Origin of the sequence: Xanthomonas sp. CFBP 8151 (genome assembly GCF_011761885.1) — a bacterium.
GTDB classification, from domain to species: domain Bacteria; phylum Pseudomonadota; class Gammaproteobacteria; order Xanthomonadales; family Xanthomonadaceae; genus Xanthomonas; species Xanthomonas arboricola_B.
The window spans coordinates 292,652-316,397 of sequence record NZ_JAASQZ010000004.1 but is presented as its reverse complement, the minus strand read 5'-3'; the positions used below and the strand labels follow the sequence as shown (position 1 = coordinate 316,397).

Here is a 23,746-nt window from a genome sequence, read left to right as displayed (position 1 = left end):
GCGATGAGCGGCGCTGCAACGGACTGTCGGGCCATGCACTAATATTTGCCTAACGACCATCTCCGACAGTGCTGCGGATCTCGGACTGGCCCTGAGCCCGGCGGAACACCTATGCACCTGCTGCTTGTCGAAGACGACACCATGCTGGCCAACGCGATCTGCGATGGCGTCCGCCAGCAGTCTTGGACTATCGACCACGTCGGCAGCGCCAACGCCGCCAAGACCGTGCTGGTGGACCACCGCTACACCGCAGTACTGCTGGATATCGGCCTTCCGGGCGAGTCCGGGCTGACGGTGATCCGCTTCATGCGCGGCCATTACGACGCCACGCCGGTGATCGCGTTGACTGCGCGCGGCCAGCTGACCGACCGCATCCGCGGCCTGGATGCCGGCGCCGACGACTACCTGGTCAAGCCGTTCCAGTTTGACGAGCTGATGGCGCGATTGCGTGCGATCACCCGACGCAGCCAGGGCCGCGTGGTGCCGTTGCTCGCGCAGGGCGATGTCTGCGTGGACCCGAGCAACCGCAAGGTCACCCGGGACGGCAAGTGGGTGGCATTGAGCTCGCACGAATATCGCCTGCTGCTGGCACTGATGGAGCGCGCTGGGCGTGTGGTCACCAAGGATCAACTGGAAGAAGGCGTCTACGGCGGTCCGTCCGAAGGCGGCAGCAACATGATTGCGGTGTACGTGCACCAGCTGAGACGCAAGCTGGGCGATGAGCTGATCTCCACGGTGTATGGCCAGGGCTACATGGTCGGCAAGGCGCCCGAATGAAATCGCTGCAGGCGCGCATGCTGGCGGCGCTGGCCGCGATCGTGTTGTTGAGCTGGTCCACCTCCCTGTGGATCCTGGTCGCCCTGGTCACCCAGGGCCAGCACAGCGTGTTCGAGCAGGAGCTCAACATGTTCGGCGACCAGCTGATCAGCGCCTTGCCCGACGCGCTGGAGCACCGCTTCGATACGCCACCGGAACCGCCGGCTGCGGTCGACGTGCATACCCCGATCGGCAATGTCTCCTCGCGGATGAGTTTCAAGCAGACCTTGATTGCGATGGTGCTCAACACCTTGCAACTGGGCGTCCTGGGTGTGCTGGTGTGGTGGGCGGTACGCACCTCGCTCGCACCGCTGCGCGCCATTTCCGGCGCCATTGCGCAACGCACCGGGCTGGAGACCGAACCGGTGCCGCTGGCGCAGGTGCCGGACGAGATTCGTCCGCTGATCGGCTCCTTCAATTCCCTGCTGGCCCGCGTGGAAAAAACCGTGCAGGCCGAACGCGATTTCGTGGCCGACGCCGCGCATGAACTGCGCACGCCGCTGTCCGCGCTGCATGCCTACGCCGAGGTTGCGCTGCGCGCGCCCACGCTGGAGGCCAAGGACGCGGCGCTGCAGCAGCTGCTGGAAACCGCGCGCCGCAGCAACCGCCTGGCCGAGCAACTGCTGGATCTGGCGCGGCTGGATGCAGGCATCAGTTCGGCGACGTACCAGCAGATGGACATGGGCGAACTGATCTCGCATGTGCTGGACGAATTCAGCGTGCAGGCCGACGCCCGCCACGTCAATCTGCAGGTGGAGGCATCGCCGTGCCTGCTGCGTTGCGATGTGGATGCGGTGGGCATCCTGATCCGCAATCTGGTCGACAACGCCATCCGCTATGGTCGGCCCTACGGCATGGTGGAAGTGAGTTGCGGCTATTGCCTGCGCGCCGATGCGCTGCATCCGTTCGTCCAGGTCAGCGATGACGGCCCCGGCGTGCCGGAAAGTGCCCACGCGTCCATCTTCGAACGTTTCTACCGGATTGCCGGCAGCCAGGTGCAGGGCAGCGGGATCGGGCTGTCGCTGGTTGCCGGTATCGCGCGCCTGCACCAAGCCACCATCGAAACCTGCGAAGGCCACGAGGGCCGCGGCCTGTGCGTGCGCGTGGTGTTCGCCAGCGAGGGCATGCGCCACACCGGCTGAACGCACACGGCGCGCGGCAATCGTCCATCGCCCAACCCAATAAGTTTCCAACATCCGCTGCCTACAGTGCACTCACCGCACGCATCCAGGATGCATGGTGATGTTTCACTCGATCCGTTCCATCCCGCCCCCTCCCTCCGCCGCCGTTTCGCTGCTGGCACCACCTACGGCTGCCAACGACAGCGTTGCCCCTGCTCCTGTGGCCGACGTGCCCCTACTGGACTTCCGCTGTGGCCGCACCGGCACGCGCAATCGCGACATCTGGAGCGGGCTGCCGGACATCCGCAGCGCACGTCAGGCGCGCCGGCTGCGGCAGTGGGCCAAAAGCGGTGCGTTGTTCACTGCCGCCGCGATGGTGTCCGCGCTGGCGGTGGCCAGTTATCTGATGCATTGAGCGCGCGGCCTCGGTCGCGCGCGATTGCCCCCATCTGCTCCACTTTCCAGGTATTTGCCCATGTCGCCCCATTTCCCTGTCCGTTGCTGCGCGTTGCTGATTGTCGGCGTGACGCTGATCGGTTGTGCCAGTACGCGCCCGATGCCCTACAGTCAGTTGCCGTCTTCGAGCTATCTGCGCCCGCATGATGGCAGCCGTGGTGACCGCATGCCGTACACCTATCAGAGCGAGGTGGATTGGACGCGCTACCGCGCCGCACTGGTCGAGCCGGTCAGCATCTATCGCGGTCCGGACGCGCAGTTCGAAGACGTGCCCGAGCAGGACAAACGCATGCTGGCCGATTACATGCAACAGCAATTCGGCAATGCGATCGGGCGGCGTTGGCAGCGCGCCACGGTGGCCGATCGCGACACCTTGCGCGTGCGCATCAGCCTGACCGGTGCCAAACCCAGCAAGCGAGTGCTGGGCACTTTCATGAAGGTGGATCTGGGCGGCGGTTCCTATAACGCGGTGCAGGCCGCACGGGGCAAGGAGGGCGCATTCTCCGGCTCGGCCAGCTACGCGGTGGAAATCTTCGACGCGCAGAGCAACCGCCTGCTCGCCGCCTATGTCGAAAAACAGTATCCGAGCGCAATGAACATCAAGGCCAGCCTGGGTGCCTACGACGCGGCCAAGGCCGGCATTCGCAAGGGCGCCGAGCAGTTGGTCGAGGGTATGAAGTAGCTGGGATTGGGGAATCGGGAATCGGATTATCGGAAGCGACGGCTTCTAGTTTCCTTCTCCCACCGGGAGAAGGTGCCCCGCAGGGGCGGATGAGGGCGCGGGCGAAGCCTCGCGACCCCGGAACGACACGCGAACTTGGCCGGCGCCTCACCCCAGCTTTCGCTTGCGGCACGGGCGCTCCAAGGCACGCGCGCCACGGCGCGCAGGCCGTGCCTTCTCGCTCCGTGGGGAGAGGGGCTCGATATCCCGCATCTGGCAATTGATACGGACGAGATGCCCAATCTGGTTCAGATGTCAGATCCAATCACGTGGCCGATCACATGAGCGCAACAAGAAAGCGATCGCCTCGTTGACGATCAAACTACGACAAAGGCCGCCGCTGTACGAACAGCGGCGGCCTTTGTCAGTTTGCACTGCCCACGCCTTGCCAGCGTGCAATGCCATCTTGGTGCTGCAGTATCAGCGCGTCGCGCGTTTGGCCACTTTCTTGCCGACGGCCTTGCGGGCAGCGGTGGTCTTTGCCACTGCACGCGTGGCCGGGGTCTTGGTGACCTTGGCGGCTTTCTTCAGGGTGGTCTTGGTCACCGCCTTCTTGGGCGGGGCCTTTTTCACTGCGACCTGTCTGGTGGCGGTCTGCTTGGCCACCGGTGCCTTCTTGGCGGCGGGCTTGACGATGGCCTTGGCGACCGGCTTCTTGACCGGGGCCGACTTGGCGGCAGCCTTCTTTGCTGCCGCGCGCGCGCCCAGCGTGGCCACCGCGCTCTTGCGCGCTGCGCTCTTGGCAGCGGTCTTGGCACTCAGCGTTGCCGCTTCGGCCTTGGCATTGGCCTTGGCGGTTTCCAGCTTCTGCTTGGTGCTGGCCTTGGTGTCGGCCAGCTTCTTTTTAGCGGCATCGGTGGTGCTGCTCAGCTTCTGCTTGGCTGCATCCTTGGTGGATGCGAGCTTCTGCTTGGCGGCGTCCTTGGTGGCGGTCAACTTGTCCTTGGCGGCCTCCTTGCTCGACACCAGCGAGCGCTTGGTCTTGGCCACGCTGCGCTTGACCGTGGTGGCTGCATCGCCAGCCTTTTCGACGACGCGCCGTTCGACCTTGACCACCGCCTTGCGGGCCTTGGCGACGCGGGTCTTGACCTGTGCCACCGCCGTGCCGGCCGCGTCCTGCACGCTGGCCACCGCGTCGCCGGTGGTGCTGGCGATGGCCTCGCCCAGTTCGGTGGCGCTGCTCTTGACGCTATCGACAGCGTCGGACAGGGTTGCCGTTACACCATTGCCGTTGCTCATAGACCCTCCTTAAGGGCACCAGTGCTGAAAACGCGGGCGATGCGCAGCGGCATGCGTATGCTGAACAGGCATCGGATCAAGCGGACGCTACGCCGGGCTCAAGCGACTGTCAACGCAGCGACGGGAAGGGATCGGCGGCGCTTTCACCAAGCGTTAAATTGCCCGCTGGCACTCTCGTTCAGCTTGATTTACGCAGTCAGACGCCCTATTCCTCTTCCACCGTGTAACCCGGACCCGTTGCATGCGCCCGCTGCCCACCTTGCTGACTCTTTCCCTGGCCGCTGCCTTCGGCGGATTTGCCGCCACCGGCATCAATGCCTGGATGGACAACCGCGCCGAGGCCACACCGGCCGGTGCCGCCACCGCCTTTACCTTGCCCGCAGCCGCCGCGTTGCCGGCTGCCGTCGCCGGGCAACCGGTGCCGTCGCTGGCGCCGATGTTGCAACAGGCAATGCCGGCAGTGGTGAGCGTCAATACCAAGCAAGTGGTGCGCGTGCGCAACCCGTTCTTCAACGACCCGATCCTGCGCCGGCTGTTTCCGCAGGTGCCGCAGGACCGCATCAACGAGTCGCTGGGTTCGGGCGTGATCATCGATGCGCAAAAAGGCTATGTGCTGACCAATCACCACGTCATCGAAAATGCCGACGATGTGCAGGTCACGCTCGGCGACGGGCGCACGGTCAAGGCCGATTTCATCGGTTCCGATGCCGATACCGATATCGCGCTGATCCGCATCAAGGCCGATAACCTCACCGACATCAAGCTGGCCGACAGCAATGCGCTGCGCGTGGGTGACTTCGTGGTGGCGATCGGCAACCCGTTCGGCTTCACCCAGACGGTCACCTCCGGCATCGTCTCGGCGGTGGGCCGCAGCGGTATTCGCGGACTGGGCTATCAGAACTTCATCCAGACCGATGCCTCGATCAATCCGGGCAATTCCGGCGGCGCGCTGGTCAATCTGCAGGGCCAGCTGGTGGGCATCAATACCGCCAGCTTCAATCCACAAGGCAGCATGGCCGGCAATATCGGCCTGGGCCTGGCGATTCCGTCCAACCTGGCGCGCAATGTGGTGGAGCAATTGGTGACCAAGGGCGTGGTGGTGCGCGGCACGCTGGGACTGGAGACCCAGAACCTCACCCAGCAGATGCTGCAGGGCCTGGGCGTGGATTCGTTGCGCGGCGCCCTGGTGACGCGCGTGCTGCCAGGGTCCGCTGCCGCCGCTGCAGGCGTACAGCCGGGCGATGTCGTGGTGGCCGCCAACGACCAACGCGTGGACAGCGCAGAGGCGCTGCACAACTATGAAGGTCTGCAGGCGGTGGGTAGTGCGGTGCGGCTGGAGATTCGTCGCGACGGCAAACCGCTCAAGCTCACCGCCACCTTGAAAGAGCAGGATCGCGCGGTCACCGGCGACATGCTCGACCCACGTCTGGGCGGCGCCATCTTCGTGGATCTGCCCGAGTCGCTGCGCCAGTCCGGGATTACCGGCGTCATGGTCAGCGAGGTCAAGCGCGGCGGTCGTGCCGCAGCCAACGGTCTGGTCAGCGGCGATGTGATCGTGGCCAGCAGCGTCGGCGAATTTGCCGATCTGGCCAGCTGGCGCGCCAATTTCCAGCGCAAACCGCAGCAGTTGGTCGTGCGCATCCTGCGTGGCAACGCGCAGTACGACGCGTTGATGCGTTGACGTAGCGTGCACTGTCATCGGCGTGCACTAACACCTCCTACACCGCAGCGATGCTATTGCTGCACCACGCCCGCATGCTATCGCGGCTGCCATCAATGACCGAAGGAGATATCGCATGAGCCCCACCAATACCGACCAGCTGAAAGAAAATCTGAGCGAAGCCAGCACCCACCTGAAGTCTGCCGCCAGCGCCGCAGGCGAAGCAGTCAAAGGCGCCACCAGCGCTGCGGGCGATGAGCTCAAGCTCGGTCGCGCCAACGTCAAGGCAGAGCTTTCCGATACCGCACTGGCCGGCATGGCTGCTGCAGAGTTCGGCGGCGCCGCTGCCAAGGAACAGCTCGATGTGCTGGTCAGCAAGGGGAACGACCTGCTGGACAGTGCAACCGATCTGATCCGCGAGCGTCCGCTGGCCGCATTTGGTGTGGCGTTTGCGACCGGTTGGATCATCGCCAAGCTGGCACGTAGCAACGACAACTAAGTCGTGAGCGATCAGGCCTCTACAGCTGCCGCTTCCGACGCGCCCAACGCGCGGCCGGAGACGCCGGGACTGGACGAAAGCGTACGTGCTGTCGGCGCAGCCGGCCGTGCAACGCTTGGCTCGGCCAAGGACACCAGCCGCGCATTGCGCCGGCTGGTGTCGGCCGACTTGCAACTTGCACGCAGTGCCTTCGGGCGCGGACTGGCCTGGGCATGTGTTGCCGTGGTCTTTGGTGCGTCTTCGTGGTTGTTGCTGGCAGGTGCGATTATTGCGCTGCTGCAACGTGCCGGTCTGTCGTGGTTCCAGGCGATGTTCTTTACCGCGTTGGCCAGTTTGTTGGTTACCGGCATTGCGGCATGGCGGGTGTTCTTCTACTTCGACCACACCGGCTTGAATGCAACACGTCGTCAGCTGGTCAAGCTGGGTATCTTCGATGACAGCAGCGACGACGACGATGCCCACGCATCGGCTGCCGATGGAGCACGCACATGAAGTTTGGCACCTTGCGTCAACGCGTCGAACGCGCAGAGTTTCTGGTGGAAGGGCGCGCGCAGGAAACGCGCCTGCATTGGGGAGAGTTGCGTGATACCTGGCGTGCCGGGTGGTCTCCGTTGCGGATCGTGGTCGTTGGTTTCGGATTGGGTTTTGTCACCGGTCGTAACGAACCACAGGCGGCATTGGGAAGCATTGCCAGCAAGCTGGGCGGCATCCCGAAGATTCTGCAGATGATCAGCACGATCTCTGCCCTGTTCACCGCACATCGTGCGCAGGAGGCTTCCGAGCAGGCCGAACGCGCCGCGGACAGCGCCGAAGAGGTCGCTGCCGATCCACCGGTGACAGTGGTGCATGCGGCGGTCGATCGCGCCGCCTGAGGATCCGTTCCCGGGCCATCGCTCGGGATCACGCTGACGGATCTGTCATCCACTGTGCGGCAGAGCCCGCCACCGACGCTGTCGCGGACTACGTTATCCGCACGCCCTCTGTGCGCTGCGTTGACGCGCTAGGCTGATAATGGCGCACCGCTGGCAGCACGCCAGTCTGCTGCCAGGGCGCGCATGACTCTTCCCGTCGATTTAATGGATGCTGCCGTTGCGGCAGAATCCCTCCCGCCGCCGCCGGCACCGCGCCCACGCGCACCGGTCTCGTTGGTGGTGCTGGCCACGCTGGCGGTCGGTTACACGCTGTGGGCTGCACAGACGATCATCCTGCCGGTGATGCTGGCGGCGTTCTTTGCCTTGATCGGCAACCCCATCCTGCGCGGTCTGCGCAAGCTGTATATCCCACGCTTTCTCGGCGCCTTGCTGGTGCTGTGCCTGGGCCTGGCCGGTACCGTGACACTGGCCGCGCAACTGGCCGGGCCGGCAGCCGAATGGGTGCAGCAGGCGCCCAGGCAGATGCGCCAGATTGCGCGCGACGTGCGCGATTTCACCAAGCCGGTGATGCAGGCCAATCAGGCCGCGGAAAACTTTGCACGCGCTGCCGGCGGCGACGGCCAGCGCAGTGTGCAGATCGTGCGCACACAGATGGATGACCCCTACAAGGCGCTGGTGCGCACGCCGAAACTGGCTGCCTCGGTGCTCGCGGTGGTGCTACTGACGTTCTTTTTCATGGTCTACGGCGAAAGCCTGCAACGGCACGCGATCGCCTTGCTGCCCAATCGACAGCAACAACGCTTCACCACCGAAATCATGCTGGATATCGAGCGCGAGGTCTCGCGCTATGTGCTCACCATCAGCGTGATCAATACGCTGGTCGGGCTGATCTTCGCCGGCATTCTCTATGCGCTCAAGATTCCGCTGCCCGAAGCGCTGCTGTGGGGCACGGTGGTGGCGCTGCTCAATTTCGCGCCGTACGTGGGCCCGTTGATCGGCGTCATGCTGATGCTGCTGATGGGCTTTGTGGAATTCCGCACCACCCTGTCGGCGATGCTGCCGGCGATCCTGTACCTGGCGCTGCACACCATCGAAGGCCAGGTGGTCACCCCGATCGTGCTCGGCCGCCGCATGGCGATCTCGCCGTTGATGCTGATCCTGGCGCTGATGCTGTTCGGCTGGCTGTGGGGCATGGTCGGCCTGCTGCTGGCGGTACCGCTGCTGGTCTGCATCAAGATGGTGCTGAGTCGGGTGGAAGGAATGCAGCGTTGGGCCAGGCTGCTGGAGTAGCGGGGAATCGGGAGTTGGGATTCGGGAGTCGCAAGGGCAGTGGCTGCGCTCTAGCCATTCTCGATTCCCGACTCCCCATTCCCGGCATTACAATCGCGCGATGAGCTTCCACATCAGCGCCATCACCCTCGACCTCGACGACACGTTGTGGCCCTTTGCGCCGATCGGGGCGCGGATCGATCAGGTGGTGTACGACTGGATGCGCGAGCACAGTCCGGTTACCGCCGAGCGGTTCCCGGTGGAGGCGATGCGCGACCTGCGCGAGCGCAGCTTTGCCGACAACCCGCACCTGCACCACGATCTTAGCGCGCTGCGGCGGTTGACGCTGGAAATGGCGTTGCGCGAGAGCGGCGGCGACCTGGCCTTGCTGGAGCCTGCGTATGAGGTCTTCTACGCCGCGCGCAACCAGGTGGAGTGCTACCCGGATGCGCTGGACGCGCTGGCGCGTATCGCCGCGCATGTGCCGGTGGCAGCGCTCAGCAACGGCAATGCCGATCTGCAGCGCATCGGGCTGATGCATCACTTTGCGTTTCAGCTGGGCTCGCGTGAGCACGGCAGCGCCAAGCCGGATCCAAGCATTTTCCTGGCCGCATGCGCGCGCCTGGAGGTGCCGCCGGCGCAGGTGCTGCATGTGGGCGACCACGTGCGCATGGACGTGCTGGGCGCGCTGGATGCCGGGCTGCGCGCCTGCTGGATCAATCGCGATGGAGCGCAGTGGTCGCACCCGACCCAGCAGCCGGATCTGGAGTTCGACTCCATGACCGGGCTGGCCGATTGGCTGGACGCGCAGCAGCCGCACCCTGGCGCCGCACACGCCGGCATCCGTCTTCCCGCCTGAGCCACTTTTTGCTCGGCGCCGGGCGCCGCTTCCGAGGATTTCCATGTCGCAGCTCACCGGTTTCATCGATCCCAACGCCGCAGCCTTGCCACTGCATGTGCTCGACCGCGAAGGCTTTGCACGTTGGTGCGCCGAGCAGCCCACGCGCGTGCTGTCGTGGGCACAGGCGCAACGGTTCGATGCCGCGCCGGGCAGCGTGCTGTTGTTGCCGGGCGAACAGGGACTGGCCGGCGCGGTGCTGGGCATCGGCGACCGCGCCGATGCCTACGCCTACGCGCATGCACCGATGGCGCTGCCGCCGGCCAGCCGCTGGACCCTGGCCAACACGCTGAGCGAGAACGAGCAGGCACTGCTGCATCTGGGCTGGGGCCTGGGTGCGTACCGCTTCTCGCGCTACCGCAAGGTGCCGCGCGTACCGGCCGAACTGGCCGCCACGCCGGCGCCACAGACACGTGCCTTGATCGAGGCCTGCATCCGCGTGCGCGACTGGGTCAACACCCCGACCGAGGACATGGGCCCGCAGCATCTGGAAGAGGCCACGCGCGCACTGGCGCAAACGCACGCCGCCCAGGTCAATGCCATCGTCGGCGAGCAATTGCTGGCGCAGAACTTCCCCACCATCCACGCGGTCGGGCGCGCCTCGCACCGGGCGCCGCGGCTGATCCAGCTGCAATGGGGCGATGCGGCGCATCCGCATCTGGTGCTGGTCGGCAAGGGCGTGTGCTTCGACACCGGTGGACTGGATCTGAAGCCGGCCGATGGCATGCGCAACATGAAAAAGGACATGGGCGGCGCGGCGCATGCCTTGGCGCTGGCCGGCCTGATGATGGCGCAGCAGCTGCCGGTGCGACTGACCCTGTTGATTGCGGCGGTGGAAAATGCCGTCGGCCCGGATGCGTTCCGCCCGGGCGAGGTCATCACCACCCGCGCCGGCGTCACGGTGGAAGTGGACAACACCGATGCCGAAGGCCGCCTGGTGCTGTGCGATGCGCTGAGCTACGCCACCGAGCAGCGCCCCGATCTGATCCTGGATTTCGCAACGCTCACCGGTGCCGCACGCATCGCCCTGGGACCGGACCTGCCCGCGCTGTTCGCCAACGACGATGCGCTGGCACAGGCCTGGCTGAGTGCCGGCGAGCAGACCCGCGACCCGGTCTGGCGCATGCCGCTATGGCGCCCGTACCTGCGTTACCTCAACAGCCATGTCGCCGACATGGCCAACGCCGGCTCGCGCATGGCCGGCGCGGTCACCGCCGCGCTGTACCTGGAGCGCTTTGTCGCGCCGGGCCAGCTGTGGGCGCATCTGGACGTGTACGCCTGGAACGACAGCGACCGCCCCGGCCGCCCCGCTGGCGGCGAGGCGCTGGCGCTGCGCTCGGCCTTTGCGATGCTTCAGCAACGCTACGGCGGCTGAGCCCGCCGCCCACGCAGCGCGCGCTATCAGTACGCGCCTCAGGTCGCGCCGGTCATCCCTGGCTGCGCAGCAACGGCGCGATCGTGCGCATGCGTGTCTGCGTCGCCGGGCCGACCAGCGCAAACGCGGTCTCGCCTTCGGCCCAGTACTGCGCCAGTAGACGGCCATCGCGACGTTCGCCGGTGGGCATCGGCCCGCTGCGCGGACGCAGATACAGGCCGATACGCGCGCCGTCGGCATCGCTGTAGACCAGCATCGCTGCCGCGCCTTCGGGTGTGGAAAGCAACTGCCCGCCGCGCAGCACATAGCCCTGCACGCGCAGATCCGGCACCACACCGGCATGGCCGAAATGCGTGCGCAACCACGGTTCCAACTCCGCGCGGCGCTGCACGTCCAACGCAACGCCTGGATGCGCGTCGGCATCGGCAAACAGGCGGTAGGCGGCCACCGCATCGGCCATCGGCACGCGCTGGCTGGCGAACCGGCTTTCGCGCAACTGCCAGCCCAGCCCGGTGCCCAGGCCCAGCGCCAGCACGCAACTGACGGCCATGGCAGCCAGGACCCGGCGGCGTTGCTGCAGGCCACGGCGGAGTGCCGCAGGCGTCAGCGCCAGCGTGGCCATCTCCGGCTCCAGGCCGGCATGCGCGGCGCGCAGCGCTTCGGCATCGCGTTTCCAGCCCGCCACGCGTGCAGCCTGCGCCGGGTGCGCCTGCAACCAGGCGGCCACCGCTGCGCGTTGCGCCGGCTCCAGCCGGCCATCGACATAGGCGTGCAGTGCGTGTTCGTCAGGCGGCGGGGTACTGGTCATTTCAGGATCCTCAATGCGGGTACATGGCGCACGTGGCCTTCGTTCAATGCACGCAGGCGTTCGCGCGCACGCGACAGCCGCGACATCACCGTGCCGATCGGGATGCCGAGGGTGTCGGCCACCTCGCGGTAGCTGAAACCCTCCACGCTGACCAGGAGCAGCAAGGCGCGCTGTTCCGGCGGCAGCAACGCCAGGCTGGCCAGCATGGCGCGGCCGTCGTGCACCTGCTCGGCCGATGCGGACTGGCTGGGCTGCTGCGGCGCGAACAAGCCCACCACGCGCTGCCAGCGCGCGGCGCGTCGCTGCCCGTCCAGAAACTGCCGGTACAGGATGGCGAACAGCCACGGCTGCAGGGCCTCGGCGGTATGGCGGGTGCGCCAACGCCGCAGCGCACGTTCCAGCGTGGCCTGCACCAGGTCGTCGGCGCTGGCGGACTCGCCGCTCAGCGAGCGCGCGAAGCGACGCAGCGCCGGCAGCACGGCACGCAGTTGGTCATCGTCCAGAGCATCCATCGGCAGGTTTGGTGGTGGCATCACACAGTAGACGCGCTGGAGCGTGGACTATTCCCACGATTGATGCGCGTGCCACGACGCCTGGGCGATCACGGGAATAAGTCGGCCTGCACGTCGTCTCACTGCATCGACCACTCACCGCACCGACCACTGGAGCCAGCCATGACCTTGCCACCTCCTTCCCCACCGCCGCAGCATGGACGCGTTCGCGCGGCGCCCTTGCTGGGGATCGCCGCGATTGCCGGCGGCCTGGCGGTTGCGTTCGCCTGGACCGCCGACTGGATCGGTGGCGACCGGCTCACCGCCGCGCGCATGACCGACACCATCGAAGCCAGCGGGCCGCCGCATCCGGGCTTTCGCCGCGCGCATACCAAGGGCGTGTGTGTGAGCGGGGAATTCAAGGCCAGCGGCAAGGCCACCTGGTTGTCGTCGGCACGCATCTTCAGCCAGGCCAGCACGCCGGTGCTCGGGCGCATGTCGATCGGCGGCGGCGACCCGCATGGCGCCGATGGCGCGGCCCGCGTACGCAGCATGGCATTGCTGTTGCACAGCGACGACGGGCAGGAATGGCGCACCGCGATGAACAGTTTTCCGTTCTTCGTGGTGGCCACGCCGGCCGGCTTCCAGGCATTGAATGTAGCCTCCAGGCCGGACCCGGCCACCGGCAAGCCCGATCCGGCCAAGCTGGCCGCGTTCGGCAAGCAGTATCCGGAAGCGGCCAAGTTCCAGCGGTGGGCCAAGACCGCAGCGTGGTCCAACAGCTGGGCCAACACGCAGTACAACGGAGTGAATGCGTTCCGCGCGATTGCCGCCGATGGTCGCGAGCGCTACATCCGCTGGTCGATGCGTCCGCATACGCCGTTCCAGGAACTCAGCGCCGAGCAGCGCGCGCAGGCCGATGGCGATTTCCTTGCCACCGATCTGGACACGCGCCTGGCGCAGGGACCGCTGCGTTGGGACATGGTGCTGACCGTGGCCGAACCGGGCGATGCAGTGGACGATCCCTCGCAGCCATGGCCGGAAGGCCGCAAGCAGATCGTGGCCGGCACGGTGTCGATCGATCATGCCCAGCCGCAGGCCACCGGCCCGTGCCGCGACCTGAATTACGACCCGCTGATCCTGCCCAAGGGCATCGCCGGATCGAACGACCCGATCCTGGCAGCGCGCTCGTCGGTGTACTCGCAATCGTTCAACCGGCGCGAGCGGGAGATCGCCAATGGCACAGGCGGCGCCGCCACCGGCCAGGGAGCACACCAATGAGCAGCCGCACGCACTTCAATCTGCCCGCACGCGTGCTGCATTGGTTGATGGCCGCGATGATCCTGACCATGCTGTTCGTTGGCGTGGGCATGGTGGCTTCGGTGACGCAGCGGCCGTGGTTGATCGATCTGCATCGTCCCTTGGGGATCGCGATCCTGATCCTTGCGGTGTTGCGCCTGATCAATCGCCTGCGCAACCGTCCGCCGCCGCTGCCGGCCGACTTGCCGGACTGGCAGAAGGCCGCCGCGATCGCCTCGCACTGGTTGTTGTATGCGCTGATGCTGGGCATGCCGTTGATCGGCTGGGCGATGCTGTCGGCCGGTGCTTATCCGGTCGTGCTGTGGCCGGGCGCGAACCTGCCGGCGATCGCGCCGCACGATCCTGCGCTGTACGCCTGGTTGCGTAGCGCGCATGGCTGGTTGGCGTACCTGTTGTTCGCCACCGTGCTGGGGCATCTGAGCGCGGCGCTGTTCCATGCCTGGGTGCGCCGCGATGGCGTGTTTTCCAGCATGGCACGTGGCGAGCGGTCTGCACGTTGATGGATGGGTCTGGGCTCCCTTGTCCCGCCGGGAGAAGGTGCCCCGCAGGGGCGGCTGCGGGGACGAAGCATCGGGTTCACCGCCGTCTGGAGCGGCTTTGCCCCTTACCCTCACCCCAACCCCTCTCCCCAACCCCTCTCCCGGCGGGAGAGGGGCTAGTGCTTAATGCTGGCGTTTGGTCTTGGCCGCTGGCGCGGATGCTTCGATGCCCTTGCCGGTGGCAGCCCAGTAAATCCCGCCATACAGATGCTCCAGATAACGCGGGTCGTTGTAGGCCTCGGCCAGATGGCCGAGCGCGGTGGCGAACACGCGGCCACCTTCGAAGTGGTGGTACCACGCCACCGGGTGCTGCCTGCCCATGCCCTTGGCGACCTGACCTGGCCAGATCAAGCTGGGGTCGTAACTGGTTTCGTCCACCGTCAGCAGCGTGACCAGGTCATCGCTGTACGGCGGATCGTATTCGTACCATTCGTCGGTCCACACCCAGCGCCTGGGCAGGCCGGCAGTGGCCGGGAAGCCGGCGTCCACCACGTCGACCATCGCGGTCTGCATGTATGGATGGGTGCGGAACGAGCGGCCGATCAGGTGGTCGTACCACTCCCAGTCGCCGCGCTTGATCGCAAATGCCTTGTGCACCGCCACCACGCCGCCACCGTTGCGCACGTAGGCCTGAAAGTTCGCACGCTGCGTGGGATCCAGATCGGTGGCCGGCGTATTGAGCAGCACGATCGCCGCATATTGCGATAGATCGCCATCGAAGGCCTTGGCATTCCACGCCCACACCAACTCGACGTAATGCTTGCGCGCCATCGCTTCGAACTGCGGCTTGGCGACCGGGATATAGTCGTGGTGATACTGGTTGGGAATCGCCGCCACCAGGATCTTGAACTGCTCGGCAGACGCGTTGAATGCGCATACCATCAGTAGACCCAACAGCCACAGAGATTTCATGCCGTTCGCTCGCAGGGGATCGTTCTGGCCCGGCAGTGTACCCGCGCCCGCGTGGCATGCTTTTCGCTTTATTTGGAATCGCTGCAGGTTGCGGCAAGGCACGATCGATACGCGGCAATGCACAGCCCGTGCGATCCGGGGTTGCGCTCGCTGACAGCGCGACGCGTCTGCGTCAGACGCATCACAGCCAGCCTTTCTGCCGCGCCAGCCGATACGCTTCGATGCGATTGGCCACGCCCAGCTTGCCGATGCATTCGGACAGGTAATTGCGCACCGTGCCATGCGACAACTGCAACTGCTGCGCGATCTCGCTGGCAGAGCGGCCTTCGCCCGCCAGCCGCAACACCGTGCGCTCGCGTTCGCTCAGGGGATCGGCTTCCACCCAGGCGTCCAGGGCCAGTTGCGGGTCGATCACCCGCCCGCCACGTTGCACCTGACGCAGTGCGCTGACCAGTTGTTCGGCCGGCGCGTCCTTGAGCAGATACGCCGCCACCCCGGCATCCAGCGCGCGGCGCAAGAAACCGGCGCGGGCGAAGGTGGTGACAATCATCACCCGCACCGGCAGCGCTTGGCGCTGGATGCGCTGAGCCAGCTCCAGGCCGGTCAGGCCGGGCATTTCGATATCGGTGATCAGCACGTCCGGCTGCAGGCGTTGCAGGTCGCGCCAGGCACTTTCGCCATCGCCCGCGTTGCCGACCACCTCGATATCGTCTTCCAGTCCAAGCAAGGCGACCAATGCGCCACGCAGCAGCGCCTGGTCTTCGGCCAGCAACACCCGGATCATTGCGCGCGCTCGTATGCAGACAACGGTGGCGCACGATAGCAGTGGTGGTGCCCGCCGTGCATTTCGTGAAACGCAGCGGGCGTGCGCGCGATCAACGCGACTGCGGCAGCAGCGGCACCGGCAATGGCGGCTGCGCCGTCGCCAGCGTGGGCTGCGGCAACGGCACGCTGGCGCGCAGGTGCATGCCGCGTGGCAGCGCGTCCACCTCCAACGCACCGCCCAGGCCGTGCAGACGCGTGCGCATGCCGTCCAGGCCATTGCCGGGCACGATCACCCCGCCCCGCCCGTCGTCGGTGATGTCCAGCACTGCCTGGTCGCGCTGCGCGCGCAGGCTCACGCGCATCCGCCTGGCCTGCGCATGCCGTTGCACATTGGTGGCCGCTTCGCGCACCACCAGTGCCAGTACGGTTTCGTATTCCGGCGGCAATGCCAGCGTTTCCAGCTCGTATTCCAGCACGATGCCGTCCATGTCCAGCAACACCCGCGCCGACGCCAGCTCGGCCACCAGGCCGGCGGCGCGAATGCCGGTGACCGCGCGCCGCACCTGCGCCAGGGCATCGCGCGAAATCTGCGCCACCGCATCGATCTCGCCACGCGCGGCGTGCGGATCGCGCTCGATCAGGCGCGCGGCCAGATCGGATTTGAGCGCCACCAGCGACAAGGTATGGCCGAGCAGATCGTGCAGGTCGCGGCCGATACGTTCGCGCTCGGCGGTGGCGGCCAGCCGGCGTACCTCGTCCTGCGACAGGCGCAACAACGCGTCCTTGCGTTCGTTGATGCTGTACACCGCCCCGACCGCGGCCATGCCCAGTACCGACACCGGCAACCACACCAGCGATTGCAGGCGCATTCCCAGCCAGTGCGCCCAGCCCAGGTAGAGCACGTTCATCACCACCAGTATCGCGAAGTGCCGCCATAGGGCATGCCGTGTGGACGGGCGCAGGCTCAGGCAGGCGAAGACGAAATAGCTGATCCCCGAGGGATACACCGGCAGCAACGCGGCACTCAGCACACCCATCGCCCAGGCGTAGCGATACAGGGTGCCGCGTGGCGCCAGCAACATGCGCGCGTACAGCAGCAGAAACGCCGGATACGACAACAGCGTGCACAGCAGCCAGGTGCTGTCGTACCCCCGCGAGGAAAACACCGGCACCACGAACACCCAGCTCGACCACAGCAGATGCACGCCATCCATCCATGGCGACTGGCCCTGCGCCAGCCGCGCGGCAACCTGCGAATTGGCGGCGGGGCGAAGCCAGGCGGGTAGCGACACACGCATCGGGGTGGGTCCATGTGGGTGATCGGATTCTGCCACTGCCGGGCCCGGCTGCGCGCGCGCTGCTGCAGGTCGCTGCGAACCAGTGCGCTCATGCATCTGCGCTGCACCTGCTCGCGGTGGTCATGCGCAGCACTGACCTGGGCGATCGCGCAGACCAACGACAGCAATGGACGCAGCGCATGGGGGTTCCGGCAGCATGAGGATGCTGCAGCCTCGCCCATCCTGGAAAGCCCGGCCAGTTGCCGCTGTCATGCACGGCAGGTGACAGCTGTCACTGGTGGATGCCGCCGCTGCGGTCGCATGCTGCGCAGCACCTCGCAGCAGCGTTGGTCGCGCTACCGTTCGTCGCCATAACCGTATTGGTGACTTCCGGCAGCTTGCGGCGACGCCCGCGGCCGGTCACATTTCGCGCAGCATCCCGTCCTGGTCATCGATGAATACTTCTGCCGATCTGCTCAAGCAACTGCGTATCGACCGCCAGCGTCCTGCCGCCCCTGAACCTGCACGGCGCGGCGTCTGGATCGTCGCGGCCGTGGTCATCGTCGTGCTGCTGGCGGCCGCGGCGTGGTGGTTCACCCGCCGCCCGGCGGCAAAGGTGCAGACCGCACCGGTGGTGGCGATCAGCGCCGGCAGCAGCAGCGCCTCGGTGCTGGACGCATCGGGCTACGTGGTGGCGCGGCGCATGGCCACGGTGTCGGCACAGGTCACCGGCAAGGTGCGCGAGGTGATGATCGAAGAAGGCATGCGCGTCGAACAAGGCCAGGTGATGGCCACGCTGGACCCGCTGGATGCCGATGCGCAGCGCACGCTGTCGGCATCGCAGCTGTCGGCCGCGCGCAGCCAGGTCGACAACATGCAGGCGCAACTGGCGGTGGCCAATGCCGATGCGACGCGGCTGCAATCGCTGGTCGGCGCGCAACTGGTGTCGCGCTCGCAGTACGAGCAAGCCACCGCACAGCGCGATGCCTTGCGCGCACAGCTGCAGAATGCGCAACGCAATGTGCGCGTGGCATCGGACCAGCTGGCGATCTCGGCGATCCGCTCGGACTTCAACGTGGTGCGTGCGCCGTTTGCCGGCGTGGTCACCTCCAAGGCCGCGCAACCCGGCGAAATCGTCTCGCCGCTGTCGGCCGGCGGTGGCTTCACCCGCACCGGCATCGGCACCATCGTGGATATGGAATCGCTGGAAATCGAGGTGGAAGTGGGCGAGTCCTATATCGGTCGCGTGCAGCCGAAGATGCCGGTGGAGGCGGTGCTCAATGCCTATCCGGACTGGAAGATTCCCGGGGAGGTGATCGCCATTATTCCCACCGCCGACCGCGGCAAGGCCACGGTGAAGGTGCGCGTGGCGTTCAAGCTCAAGGACCCGCGCATCGTGCCGGAAATGGGCGTACGGGTGAGCTTTCTGGAACGGGCCAACGCGCAGGAAACCCGCAAGCCGCAGGGCGTGCGCGTGCCGGCTGCAGCGCTGGTCGAACGCGACACGCGCACGGTCGCGTTCGTGGTCGGCGAGCGCAGCACCGTCAGCATGAAGACGGTCACTCCCGGGATGGTGATGGGCGAGGACCGCCAGGTGGTGTCGGGGCTGCAGGCGGGCGACAGCGTGGTGCTGGATCCGCCGCAAAGCCTGAAGGACGGCGACACGGTAGCCGAAGCGGAAGCGGGCGCTACCGAATAGCTGCGCCGGCAACTGCAGTCACCGCGTGGGCAGCGACGCCGCTCCGGGGAGCGCGGCGCCCACAGTGGCAGCAGTGGCTGATGCGCTCGTGGCAGCTGGATGGCGCTGTGATCGCGCAGAGCGATGCAACCACGTAGCCACGATTACGGTGACGTTGGTGATCCACATCCAGCGTCGGCATCGATCAGTGCAGACCTGGCCGCCTGGCCTGTCGCCGCCATGCGTCCTGGCGCAGTCACCCAGCAGTTAGGTCTGTCGTCATCCAGCCTCGCACCGTCTTGCCGCCTCACCGTCACCGTCACCGCATCGCCGTGTTGTCGTGTTGCCGCCCCATGCAATCGCGGTCGCCATGCCGCACCGCGCTTGCCTTCTTCCATTGCACCGTCAGGAGTCGCCATGACCACTCTCGTCAGCTTGCGCAACATCACCAAGACCTACCAACGCGGCCCCGAGCAGGTGCAGGTGCTGCACGGCATCGACCTGGAGATCGCCAGCGGCGACTTCGTTGCGTTGATGGGCCCGTCCGGTTCGGGCAAGACCACCTTGCTCAATCTGATCGGCGGGCTGGACAACCCCAGCGGTGGCGAGATCGAGATCCAGGGCGAGCGCATCGACCGCATGAGCGGCGGCCAGCTCGCGACCTGGCGCAGTCACCACGTCGGCTTCGTGTTCCAGTTCTACAACCTGATGCCGATGCTGACCGCGCAAAAGAATGTGGAGCTGCCGTTGCTGCTCACCGCGCTCAACGCCGCGCAGCGCAAGCGCAATGCGGAAATCGCCCTGACCCTGGTCGGCCTGCAGGAACGCCGCAACCACAAGCCCAGCGAGCTGTCCGGTGGCCAGCAGCAACGCGTGGCGATTGCGCGGGCGATCGTGTCCGACCCCACCTTCCTGATCTGCGACGAACCCACTGGCGATCTGGACCGCCACAACGCCGAGGAGATCCTGCGCCTGCTGCAGGAACTCAATCGCGAACACGGCAAGACCATCGTGATGGTCACCCACGACCCCAAGGCGGCCGAGTACGCCACCCATACCATCCATCTGGACAAGGGCGAGCTGGCCGAAGCGCCGCTCGCGCTCTAAGGGAGTGATGCCATGAAGTATCTCTCGTTGGTGTGGGCGCAGCTGTTCCGCAGCAAGACCCGCACCTTGTTGACGTTGCTGTCGGTTGTAGCGGCGTTCCTGCTGTTCGGCATGCTCGATTCGGTGCGCGTGGCCTTCACTTCCGGCGGCAGCGTCAGCGGCGTGAACCGCCTGGTGGTGGCCTCGCGCCTGTCGATCACCCAATCGCTGCCGATCAGCCTGGAGCCGCAGATCCGCAGTGTGCCGGGCGTGCGCGATGTGACCTCGGCGATGTGGTTCGGTGGCATCTACCGCGACCCGAAGAATTTCTTCCCGAACTTTTCGGTGGCGCCCAATTTCTTCGACGTCTACAGCGAGTACGAACTGCCCAAGGAGCAGCTCAAGGCATTCCAGACCACACGCACCGGCGCCGTCGTCGGCGAAACCCTGGCCAAGGCCAACGGCTGGAAGATCGGCGACACCATTCCGCTGCAGGCCACCATCTTCCCCCGTGGCGGCAGCAACGACTGGCCGCTGCAACTGGTCGGCATCTTCCGCATGAAGGACCGCGCGGTGGCAGCCAACCAGGAGCGCCAGTTGATGATGAACTGGAAATACTTCGACGAGTCAAACGACTACATCAAGAGCAGGGTCAGCTGGTACACGGTGACGCTGCGCAGTGCCGACCAGGCCTCGCGCGTGGCGCAGGCGATCGATGCGTTGTCGGCCAACTCCGATCATGAAACCAAGTCACAGACCGAATCGGCGTTCCAGCAGGCCTTCATCAAGCAGTTTGCCGATATCGGCCTGATCGTTACCTCGATCATGGCCGCGGTGTTCTTCACCTTGTTGCTGCTGACCGGCAACACCATGGCGCAGGCGGTGCGCGAGCGCATACCGGAGCTGGCCACGCTCAAGACCCTGGGCTTTCAGGACCGCACCGTGTTGAGTCTGGTGCTGGTGGAGTCGGTGCTGTTGATCGGCCTGGGCGGGTTGATCGGCATGGGTCTGGCGTCGCTGGTGATCCCGCTGGTGGCCGCACGCAGCGGCGGGGTGATGCCGGTGCAGGGCGTGCCGTTGCAGACCTGGTTGGTCGGGCTGGGCCTGATGGCCGGCATCGGCATCGTGGTGGGTGTGCTGCCGGCGCGGCGCGCGCAGCGCTTGAAGATCGTCGATGCCCTCGCCGGCCGCTGACAGGAGCATGCAGATGCAAACCAAATGGAAAAACCGTCTCGTCAATCTGCTGTCGGTCGTGTCGCTGGCCGTCGGGTTGGCTGTGTGGATCGCACTGCCATGGGTCGGCGTGCTGGTCGCCGCCGCCTTGCTGGCGGCGTGGCTGGTCGCCACGCGCAGCGGCCGGCTGTCGTTGGCCGCCGCACGTATCGGCATCGCCACGCTGCCGCAACGCTGGGGTGCCAGCTCGGTGATCGTGGTCGGCATCGCCGGCGTGGTCGGCGTGCTGGTGGCGATGCTGGCGATGGGCCAGGGCTTCCAGGCCACGCTCAACAGCACCGGCGATGACACCACCGCGATTGTTCTGCGCGGCGGCTCGCAAGCGGAAACCAACTCGGTGATCACCCGCGACCTGGTGCCGCTGATCGGCAGCCTGCCCGGCATCGCCGCCGATGCCAGAGGCCGCCCGCTGCTGTCGCCGGAACTCTCGCAGGTGGTCAACATCGCCTCCAGATCCGATGGCACCGACGTCAACGCGCAACTGCGTGGCGTGGGCGAACAGGCCTGGGCGGTGCACGACAAGGTCAAGCTGGTGCAGGGCCGGCGCTTCACCCCCGGCCTGCGTGAGATGGTGGTCGGCAAGGGCGCGTTGACTCAGTTCCGCGGACTGGAGCTGGGCAAAACGCTCGCCCTCGGCAGCCAGCAATGGACCGTGGTCGGCGTCTTCGCCTCCGGCGATGCGCACGATTCGGAGCTGTGGACCGATGCGCAGACGCTGGCCACCACCTACAACCGCAGTGCCTACCAGTCGATCAGTGTGCGCACCACCGGCAAGGCCGGTTTCAGCCAGTTCAAGACCGCCATGGCCGCCGATCCGCGGCTCAAGCTGGATGTGGAAACCACGCGTGCCTACTACGGCAAACAGGGCGGCGGCTTGAACAGATTGATCAGCATCCTGGGCACGGTGATCGGCGCGATCATGGCGGTGGGCGCGGTGTTCGGCGCGCTCAACACCATGTATGCGGCGGTGGCGACGCGGGCGCGCGAGATCGCCACCATGCGCGCGATCGGTTTTCGCGGCACGCCGGTGGTCATGGCGCTGATGCTGGAGACCATGCTGCTGGCGCTGCTGGGCGGCTTGCTCGGTGGCCTGATCGCCTGGGCCATCTTCAATGGTTACAGCGTGTCCACGTTGGGCAGCAACTTCAGCCAGATCGTGTTCCAGTTCAAGGTCTCGCCGGAGTTGTTGTGGAGCGGGCTGAAATGGGCGCTGGGCATTGGGCTGGTCGGCGGGCTGTTCCCGGCCTTGCGCGCGGCGCGGTTGCCGATCACGACGGCGTTGCGTGAGGTTTAGGCGGGCCGCTGGCCCGCCCGGGAATGGGGAATCGGGAGTGGGGAATGGTGACAGCCAAGGCAGAGGGAGTGCGGCTGCTGCGGCTGAACCTAATGCGGGCTGTCATCGTTTTGTCACTGCACTGCGGTAGATGCGCGGAGCGGGCAGGTCGTAGGCTGGCCGGCCGTTGCATCCATCGATCTTGTCCATGACGCGCCTGATTCTGCTGGCCTGCGCCTGCCTGTGGCTGGCCGGCTGTTCCTCGTCCTCCACCTCGCTCAGCGAGCGCCTGGTCGCGCCCGGCGGTACCTCGCCGTTGCTGGATGCCGAGCGCATTGCTGCCACCATCGCCACGGTGCCCAACCGCAGCGGGCATGTGGTCACCCGCGATCAGGTGCCGATCTTCTGGCGCGCGATCGACCCCGGCCAGTACGCCATGCACTACCGCTATCTCAGCCAGCGCCACGATCCGGCCCATGCGCTGGATGTCGATTTCAGTTTCAAGCTGCCAACCGCGACCCCGCCGACGCCGCCGACGCCGCGCGGCACCGTGGTGCTGCTGCATGGCTGGATGATGGATGGCGATTCGCTGCTGCCGTGGTCGCTGGAACTGGCGCAGGCCGGCTACCGGGTGATCACCATCGACCTGCGCAACCACGGCCATTCCGGCGGTGGCCCCTCCGGGTACGGGACGCGTGAATCCGACGACGTCATCGACGTGCTCGATGCGCTGCAACCGCGCGGCGAGATCCGCGGCCCGCTGTACCTGTTCGGCATTTCCTACGGTGCCGCCACCGCGCTGTTCGCCGCCGACAAGCTTGGGCCGCGCGTGACCGGCGTGGTGGCGATGGAATCCTTCGCCAACGCCGGGCGCGGCATCCGCGACATGGTCCCGCACCTGCTCGCCAGCCAACCCAGCGGCTGGCGTGGGCAGGCGGTGGCCGCGTATGCGCGCTGGCGCTATGCCGACCAGAATATCGATGCGGTGATCGCCGCCGCCGACCGCCAGCTGCAGCTGGACCTGGACCACGTCGACGTCACGCAGGCCTTGGCCGACACCCGTAGCTGCGTACTGCTGGTGCATGGCGATGCCGATCAGCACATTCCGGTCGCGCATGGGCGTGCGCTGGCGCTGGCCAACCCGCGCGCGCACTACGTCGAGCTGCCTGGCGAAACCCATCTGAGCCTGCCGCTGCGATTGGACCTGCTCGGTGGGCCGATCGACCAGTGGCTGGCGCAGACGCAACAGGATCCAGGCCACTGCCCCGCGCCGCAGGCACTGCCGACCTCCACGCTGGCGGTGGCGACACCGGCGGTGGCGCCGCGCGGCTGAGAGCGGCGGACAGACGTCGGCAACGGTCGTGAGGTAGGAGCGGACCGTGCGCTCCGAACGGACCTGCATGAATGGCATACCGATACGGGCAGTGCCTGCGCCCGC

The 23,746-nt window shown here is 66.4% G+C and carries 24 protein-coding genes; 18 read left to right on the top strand and 6 right to left on the bottom strand.

The window, feature by feature from the left end; all coding sequences use genetic code 11:
* Positions 1–111: 111 nt before the first annotated feature.
* From FHT08_RS18165 to FHT08_RS18150, 4 genes are all read left to right on the top strand, one after another.
* On the top strand, positions 112–777 hold the full coding sequence (locus FHT08_RS18165) for a response regulator transcription factor (RefSeq protein ID WP_104537722.1): 666 nt from the start codon (positions 112–114) through the stop codon (positions 775–777).
* On the top strand, positions 774–1,958 hold the full coding sequence (locus FHT08_RS18160) for an ATP-binding protein (protein ID WP_166776173.1): 1,185 nt from the start codon (positions 774–776) through the stop codon (positions 1,956–1,958). Before FHT08_RS18165 ends, FHT08_RS18160 begins: the two co-directional genes overlap by 4 nt.
* A 100-nt stretch (positions 1,959–2,058) precedes the next feature.
* A complete protein-coding gene (locus FHT08_RS18155) occupies positions 2,059–2,352 on the top strand; it encodes a hypothetical protein (RefSeq protein WP_166776172.1) in 294 nt (97 codons plus the stop codon).
* Between the two features lie 60 nt (positions 2,353–2,412).
* Positions 2,413–3,075, top strand: a complete 663-nt coding sequence (locus FHT08_RS18150) for a DUF3313 domain-containing protein (RefSeq protein ID WP_166776170.1) — start codon at positions 2,413–2,415, stop codon at positions 3,073–3,075.
* 459 nt (positions 3,076–3,534) lie between these two features.
* Here FHT08_RS18150 and FHT08_RS18145 read toward each other — a convergent pair whose 3' ends face one another.
* Positions 3,535–4,353 carry a histidine biosynthesis protein HisIE gene (locus FHT08_RS18145; RefSeq protein ID WP_166776168.1) on the bottom strand — a complete coding sequence of 273 codons (819 nt, stop codon included), beginning with the start codon at positions 4,351–4,353 and terminating at the stop codon, positions 3,535–3,537.
* A gap of 241 nt (positions 4,354–4,594) precedes the next feature.
* Here FHT08_RS18145 and FHT08_RS18140 point away from each other — a divergent pair, with 241 nt between their 5' ends.
* The 7 genes from FHT08_RS18140 to FHT08_RS18110 all read left to right on the top strand — a co-directional run bounded on the left by FHT08_RS18140 (position 4,595) and on the right by FHT08_RS18110 (position 10,926).
* The gene (locus tag FHT08_RS18140; RefSeq protein WP_104605803.1) at positions 4,595–6,034 is read left to right on the top strand and encodes a Do family serine endopeptidase; all 1,440 of its coding nucleotides are present in this window, start codon (positions 4,595–4,597) and stop codon (positions 6,032–6,034) included.
* 115 nt (positions 6,035–6,149) lie between these two features.
* Positions 6,150–6,512 (top strand): hypothetical protein, encoded by a 363-nt coding sequence (locus FHT08_RS18135; RefSeq protein ID WP_046344877.1) that lies wholly within the window; start codon positions 6,150–6,152, stop codon positions 6,510–6,512.
* A gap of 3 nt (positions 6,513–6,515) precedes the next feature.
* Positions 6,516–7,004, top strand: coding sequence for a phage holin family protein (locus FHT08_RS18130; RefSeq protein WP_166776166.1), 489 nt, complete (start codon positions 6,516–6,518; stop codon positions 7,002–7,004).
* Complete coding sequence (locus FHT08_RS18125) at positions 7,001–7,384, top strand: hypothetical protein (protein ID WP_104605805.1); 384 nt, start codon at positions 7,001–7,003, stop codon at positions 7,382–7,384. Before FHT08_RS18130 ends, FHT08_RS18125 begins: the two co-directional genes overlap by 4 nt.
* Positions 7,385–7,567: 183 nt before the next feature.
* The gene (locus FHT08_RS18120) at positions 7,568–8,674 is read left to right on the top strand and encodes an AI-2E family transporter (protein ID WP_104605806.1); all 1,107 of its coding nucleotides are present in this window, start codon (positions 7,568–7,570) and stop codon (positions 8,672–8,674) included.
* A 100-nt stretch (positions 8,675–8,774) separates the two neighbouring features.
* Positions 8,775–9,512, top strand: a complete 738-nt coding sequence (locus FHT08_RS18115; protein WP_104537714.1) for an HAD family hydrolase — start codon at positions 8,775–8,777, stop codon at positions 9,510–9,512.
* Between the two features lie 43 nt (positions 9,513–9,555).
* Positions 9,556–10,926: a leucyl aminopeptidase family protein gene (locus tag FHT08_RS18110; protein ID WP_166776164.1), complete on the top strand. Its 1,371-nt coding sequence runs from the start codon at positions 9,556–9,558 to the stop codon at positions 10,924–10,926.
* Positions 10,927–10,978: 52 nt separating this feature from the next.
* On the opposite strand, the gene FHT08_RS18105 is transcribed toward FHT08_RS18110, so the two are convergent.
* On the bottom strand, positions 10,979–11,734 hold the full coding sequence (locus FHT08_RS18105; RefSeq protein WP_166776162.1) for an anti-sigma factor: 756 nt from the start codon (positions 11,732–11,734) through the stop codon (positions 10,979–10,981).
* Positions 11,731–12,246 carry an RNA polymerase sigma factor gene (locus FHT08_RS18100; RefSeq protein ID WP_104537711.1) on the bottom strand — a complete coding sequence of 172 codons (516 nt, stop codon included), beginning with the start codon at positions 12,244–12,246 and terminating at the stop codon, positions 11,731–11,733. The genes FHT08_RS18105 and FHT08_RS18100 overlap by 4 nt, the downstream gene beginning before the upstream one ends.
* A 162-nt stretch (positions 12,247–12,408) precedes the next feature.
* Here FHT08_RS18100 and FHT08_RS18095 point away from each other — a divergent pair, with 162 nt between their 5' ends.
* On the top strand, positions 12,409–13,506 hold the full coding sequence (locus FHT08_RS18095) for a catalase family peroxidase (protein ID WP_166776160.1): 1,098 nt from the start codon (positions 12,409–12,411) through the stop codon (positions 13,504–13,506).
* A complete protein-coding gene (locus FHT08_RS18090) occupies positions 13,503–14,045 on the top strand; it encodes a cytochrome b (RefSeq protein ID WP_104537709.1) in 543 nt (180 codons plus the stop codon). The genes FHT08_RS18095 and FHT08_RS18090 overlap by 4 nt, the downstream gene beginning before the upstream one ends.
* A gap of 162 nt (positions 14,046–14,207) precedes the next feature.
* On the opposite strand, the gene FHT08_RS18085 is transcribed toward FHT08_RS18090, so the two are convergent.
* The 3 genes from FHT08_RS18085 to FHT08_RS18075 all read right to left on the bottom strand — a co-directional run bounded on the left by FHT08_RS18085 (position 14,208) and on the right by FHT08_RS18075 (position 17,059).
* Positions 14,208–14,996 (bottom strand): ThuA domain-containing protein, encoded by a 789-nt coding sequence (locus tag FHT08_RS18085; protein ID WP_104537708.1) that lies wholly within the window; start codon positions 14,994–14,996, stop codon positions 14,208–14,210.
* Positions 14,997–15,177: 181 nt separating this feature from the next.
* Positions 15,178–15,780, bottom strand: a complete 603-nt coding sequence (locus FHT08_RS18080; protein WP_104537707.1) for a response regulator transcription factor — start codon at positions 15,778–15,780, stop codon at positions 15,178–15,180.
* A gap of 91 nt (positions 15,781–15,871) precedes the next feature.
* The gene (locus tag FHT08_RS18075) at positions 15,872–17,059 is read right to left on the bottom strand and encodes a sensor histidine kinase (protein ID WP_166776158.1); all 1,188 of its coding nucleotides are present in this window, start codon (positions 17,057–17,059) and stop codon (positions 15,872–15,874) included.
* 433 nt (positions 17,060–17,492) lie between these two features.
* Here FHT08_RS18075 and FHT08_RS18070 point away from each other — a divergent pair, with 433 nt between their 5' ends.
* The 5 genes from FHT08_RS18070 (at position 17,493) to FHT08_RS18050 (ending at position 23,641) form a co-directional block, all read left to right on the top strand.
* Entirely contained in the window at positions 17,493–18,737 is a 1,245-nt protein-coding gene (locus FHT08_RS18070; protein WP_166776156.1) for an efflux RND transporter periplasmic adaptor subunit, read from the top strand.
* Between the two features lie 396 nt (positions 18,738–19,133).
* A complete protein-coding gene (locus FHT08_RS18065) occupies positions 19,134–19,823 on the top strand; it encodes an ABC transporter ATP-binding protein (protein WP_104537704.1) in 690 nt (229 codons plus the stop codon).
* Between the two features lie 12 nt (positions 19,824–19,835).
* Positions 19,836–20,996 (top strand): ABC transporter permease, encoded by a 1,161-nt coding sequence (locus tag FHT08_RS18060; RefSeq protein WP_104605815.1) that lies wholly within the window; start codon positions 19,836–19,838, stop codon positions 20,994–20,996.
* 7 nt (positions 20,997–21,003) lie between these two features.
* Positions 21,004–22,329, top strand: coding sequence for an ABC transporter permease (locus tag FHT08_RS18055; protein ID WP_166776153.1), 1,326 nt, complete (start codon positions 21,004–21,006; stop codon positions 22,327–22,329).
* 187 nt (positions 22,330–22,516) lie between these two features.
* The gene (locus FHT08_RS18050) at positions 22,517–23,641 is read left to right on the top strand and encodes an alpha/beta fold hydrolase (protein ID WP_104537701.1); all 1,125 of its coding nucleotides are present in this window, start codon (positions 22,517–22,519) and stop codon (positions 23,639–23,641) included.
* Positions 23,642–23,746: the final 105 nt, after the last annotated feature.

Excerpts from the sequence above, each read along its gene's own strand:
- FHT08_RS18055 (WP_166776153.1), top strand. The coding sequence starts at position 21,004 with ATGCAGATGCAAACCAAATGGAAAAACCGTCTCGTCAATCTGCTGTCG.
- FHT08_RS18115 (WP_104537714.1), top strand. The coding sequence starts at position 8,775 with ATGAGCTTCCACATCAGCGCCATCACCCTCGACCTCGACGACACGTTG.
- FHT08_RS18165 (WP_104537722.1), top strand. The coding sequence starts at position 112 with ATGCACCTGCTGCTTGTCGAAGACGACACCATGCTGGCCAACGCGATC.
- FHT08_RS18155 (WP_166776172.1), top strand. The coding sequence starts at position 2,059 with ATGTTTCACTCGATCCGTTCCATCCCGCCCCCTCCCTCCGCCGCCGTT.
- FHT08_RS18060 (WP_104605815.1), top strand. The coding sequence starts at position 19,836 with ATGAAGTATCTCTCGTTGGTGTGGGCGCAGCTGTTCCGCAGCAAGACC.
- FHT08_RS18080 (WP_104537707.1), bottom strand. The coding sequence starts at position 15,780 with ATGATCCGGGTGTTGCTGGCCGAAGACCAGGCGCTGCTGCGTGGCGCA.
- FHT08_RS18105 (WP_166776162.1), bottom strand. The coding sequence starts at position 11,734 with ATGACCAGTACCCCGCCGCCTGACGAACACGCACTGCACGCCTATGTC.
- FHT08_RS18065 (WP_104537704.1), top strand. The coding sequence starts at position 19,134 with ATGACCACTCTCGTCAGCTTGCGCAACATCACCAAGACCTACCAACGC.
- FHT08_RS18050 (WP_104537701.1), top strand. The coding sequence starts at position 22,517 with ATGACGCGCCTGATTCTGCTGGCCTGCGCCTGCCTGTGGCTGGCCGGC.
- FHT08_RS18125 (WP_104605805.1), top strand. The coding sequence starts at position 7,001 with ATGAAGTTTGGCACCTTGCGTCAACGCGTCGAACGCGCAGAGTTTCTG.
- FHT08_RS18135 (WP_046344877.1), top strand. The coding sequence starts at position 6,150 with ATGAGCCCCACCAATACCGACCAGCTGAAAGAAAATCTGAGCGAAGCC.
- FHT08_RS18075 (WP_166776158.1), bottom strand. The coding sequence starts at position 17,059 with ATGCGTGTGTCGCTACCCGCCTGGCTTCGCCCCGCCGCCAATTCGCAG.
- FHT08_RS18095 (WP_166776160.1), top strand. The coding sequence starts at position 12,409 with ATGACCTTGCCACCTCCTTCCCCACCGCCGCAGCATGGACGCGTTCGC.
- FHT08_RS18150 (WP_166776170.1), top strand. The coding sequence starts at position 2,413 with ATGTCGCCCCATTTCCCTGTCCGTTGCTGCGCGTTGCTGATTGTCGGC.
- FHT08_RS18120 (WP_104605806.1), top strand. The coding sequence starts at position 7,568 with ATGACTCTTCCCGTCGATTTAATGGATGCTGCCGTTGCGGCAGAATCC.
- FHT08_RS18085 (WP_104537708.1), bottom strand. The coding sequence starts at position 14,996 with ATGAAATCTCTGTGGCTGTTGGGTCTACTGATGGTATGCGCATTCAAC.
- FHT08_RS18110 (WP_166776164.1), top strand. The coding sequence starts at position 9,556 with ATGTCGCAGCTCACCGGTTTCATCGATCCCAACGCCGCAGCCTTGCCA.
- FHT08_RS18160 (WP_166776173.1), top strand. The coding sequence starts at position 774 with ATGAAATCGCTGCAGGCGCGCATGCTGGCGGCGCTGGCCGCGATCGTG.
- FHT08_RS18090 (WP_104537709.1), top strand. The coding sequence starts at position 13,503 with ATGAGCAGCCGCACGCACTTCAATCTGCCCGCACGCGTGCTGCATTGG.
- FHT08_RS18100 (WP_104537711.1), bottom strand. The coding sequence starts at position 12,246 with ATGGATGCTCTGGACGATGACCAACTGCGTGCCGTGCTGCCGGCGCTG.
- FHT08_RS18145 (WP_166776168.1), bottom strand. The coding sequence starts at position 4,353 with ATGAGCAACGGCAATGGTGTAACGGCAACCCTGTCCGACGCTGTCGAT.
- FHT08_RS18070 (WP_166776156.1), top strand. The coding sequence starts at position 17,493 with ATGAATACTTCTGCCGATCTGCTCAAGCAACTGCGTATCGACCGCCAG.
- FHT08_RS18140 (WP_104605803.1), top strand. The coding sequence starts at position 4,595 with ATGCGCCCGCTGCCCACCTTGCTGACTCTTTCCCTGGCCGCTGCCTTC.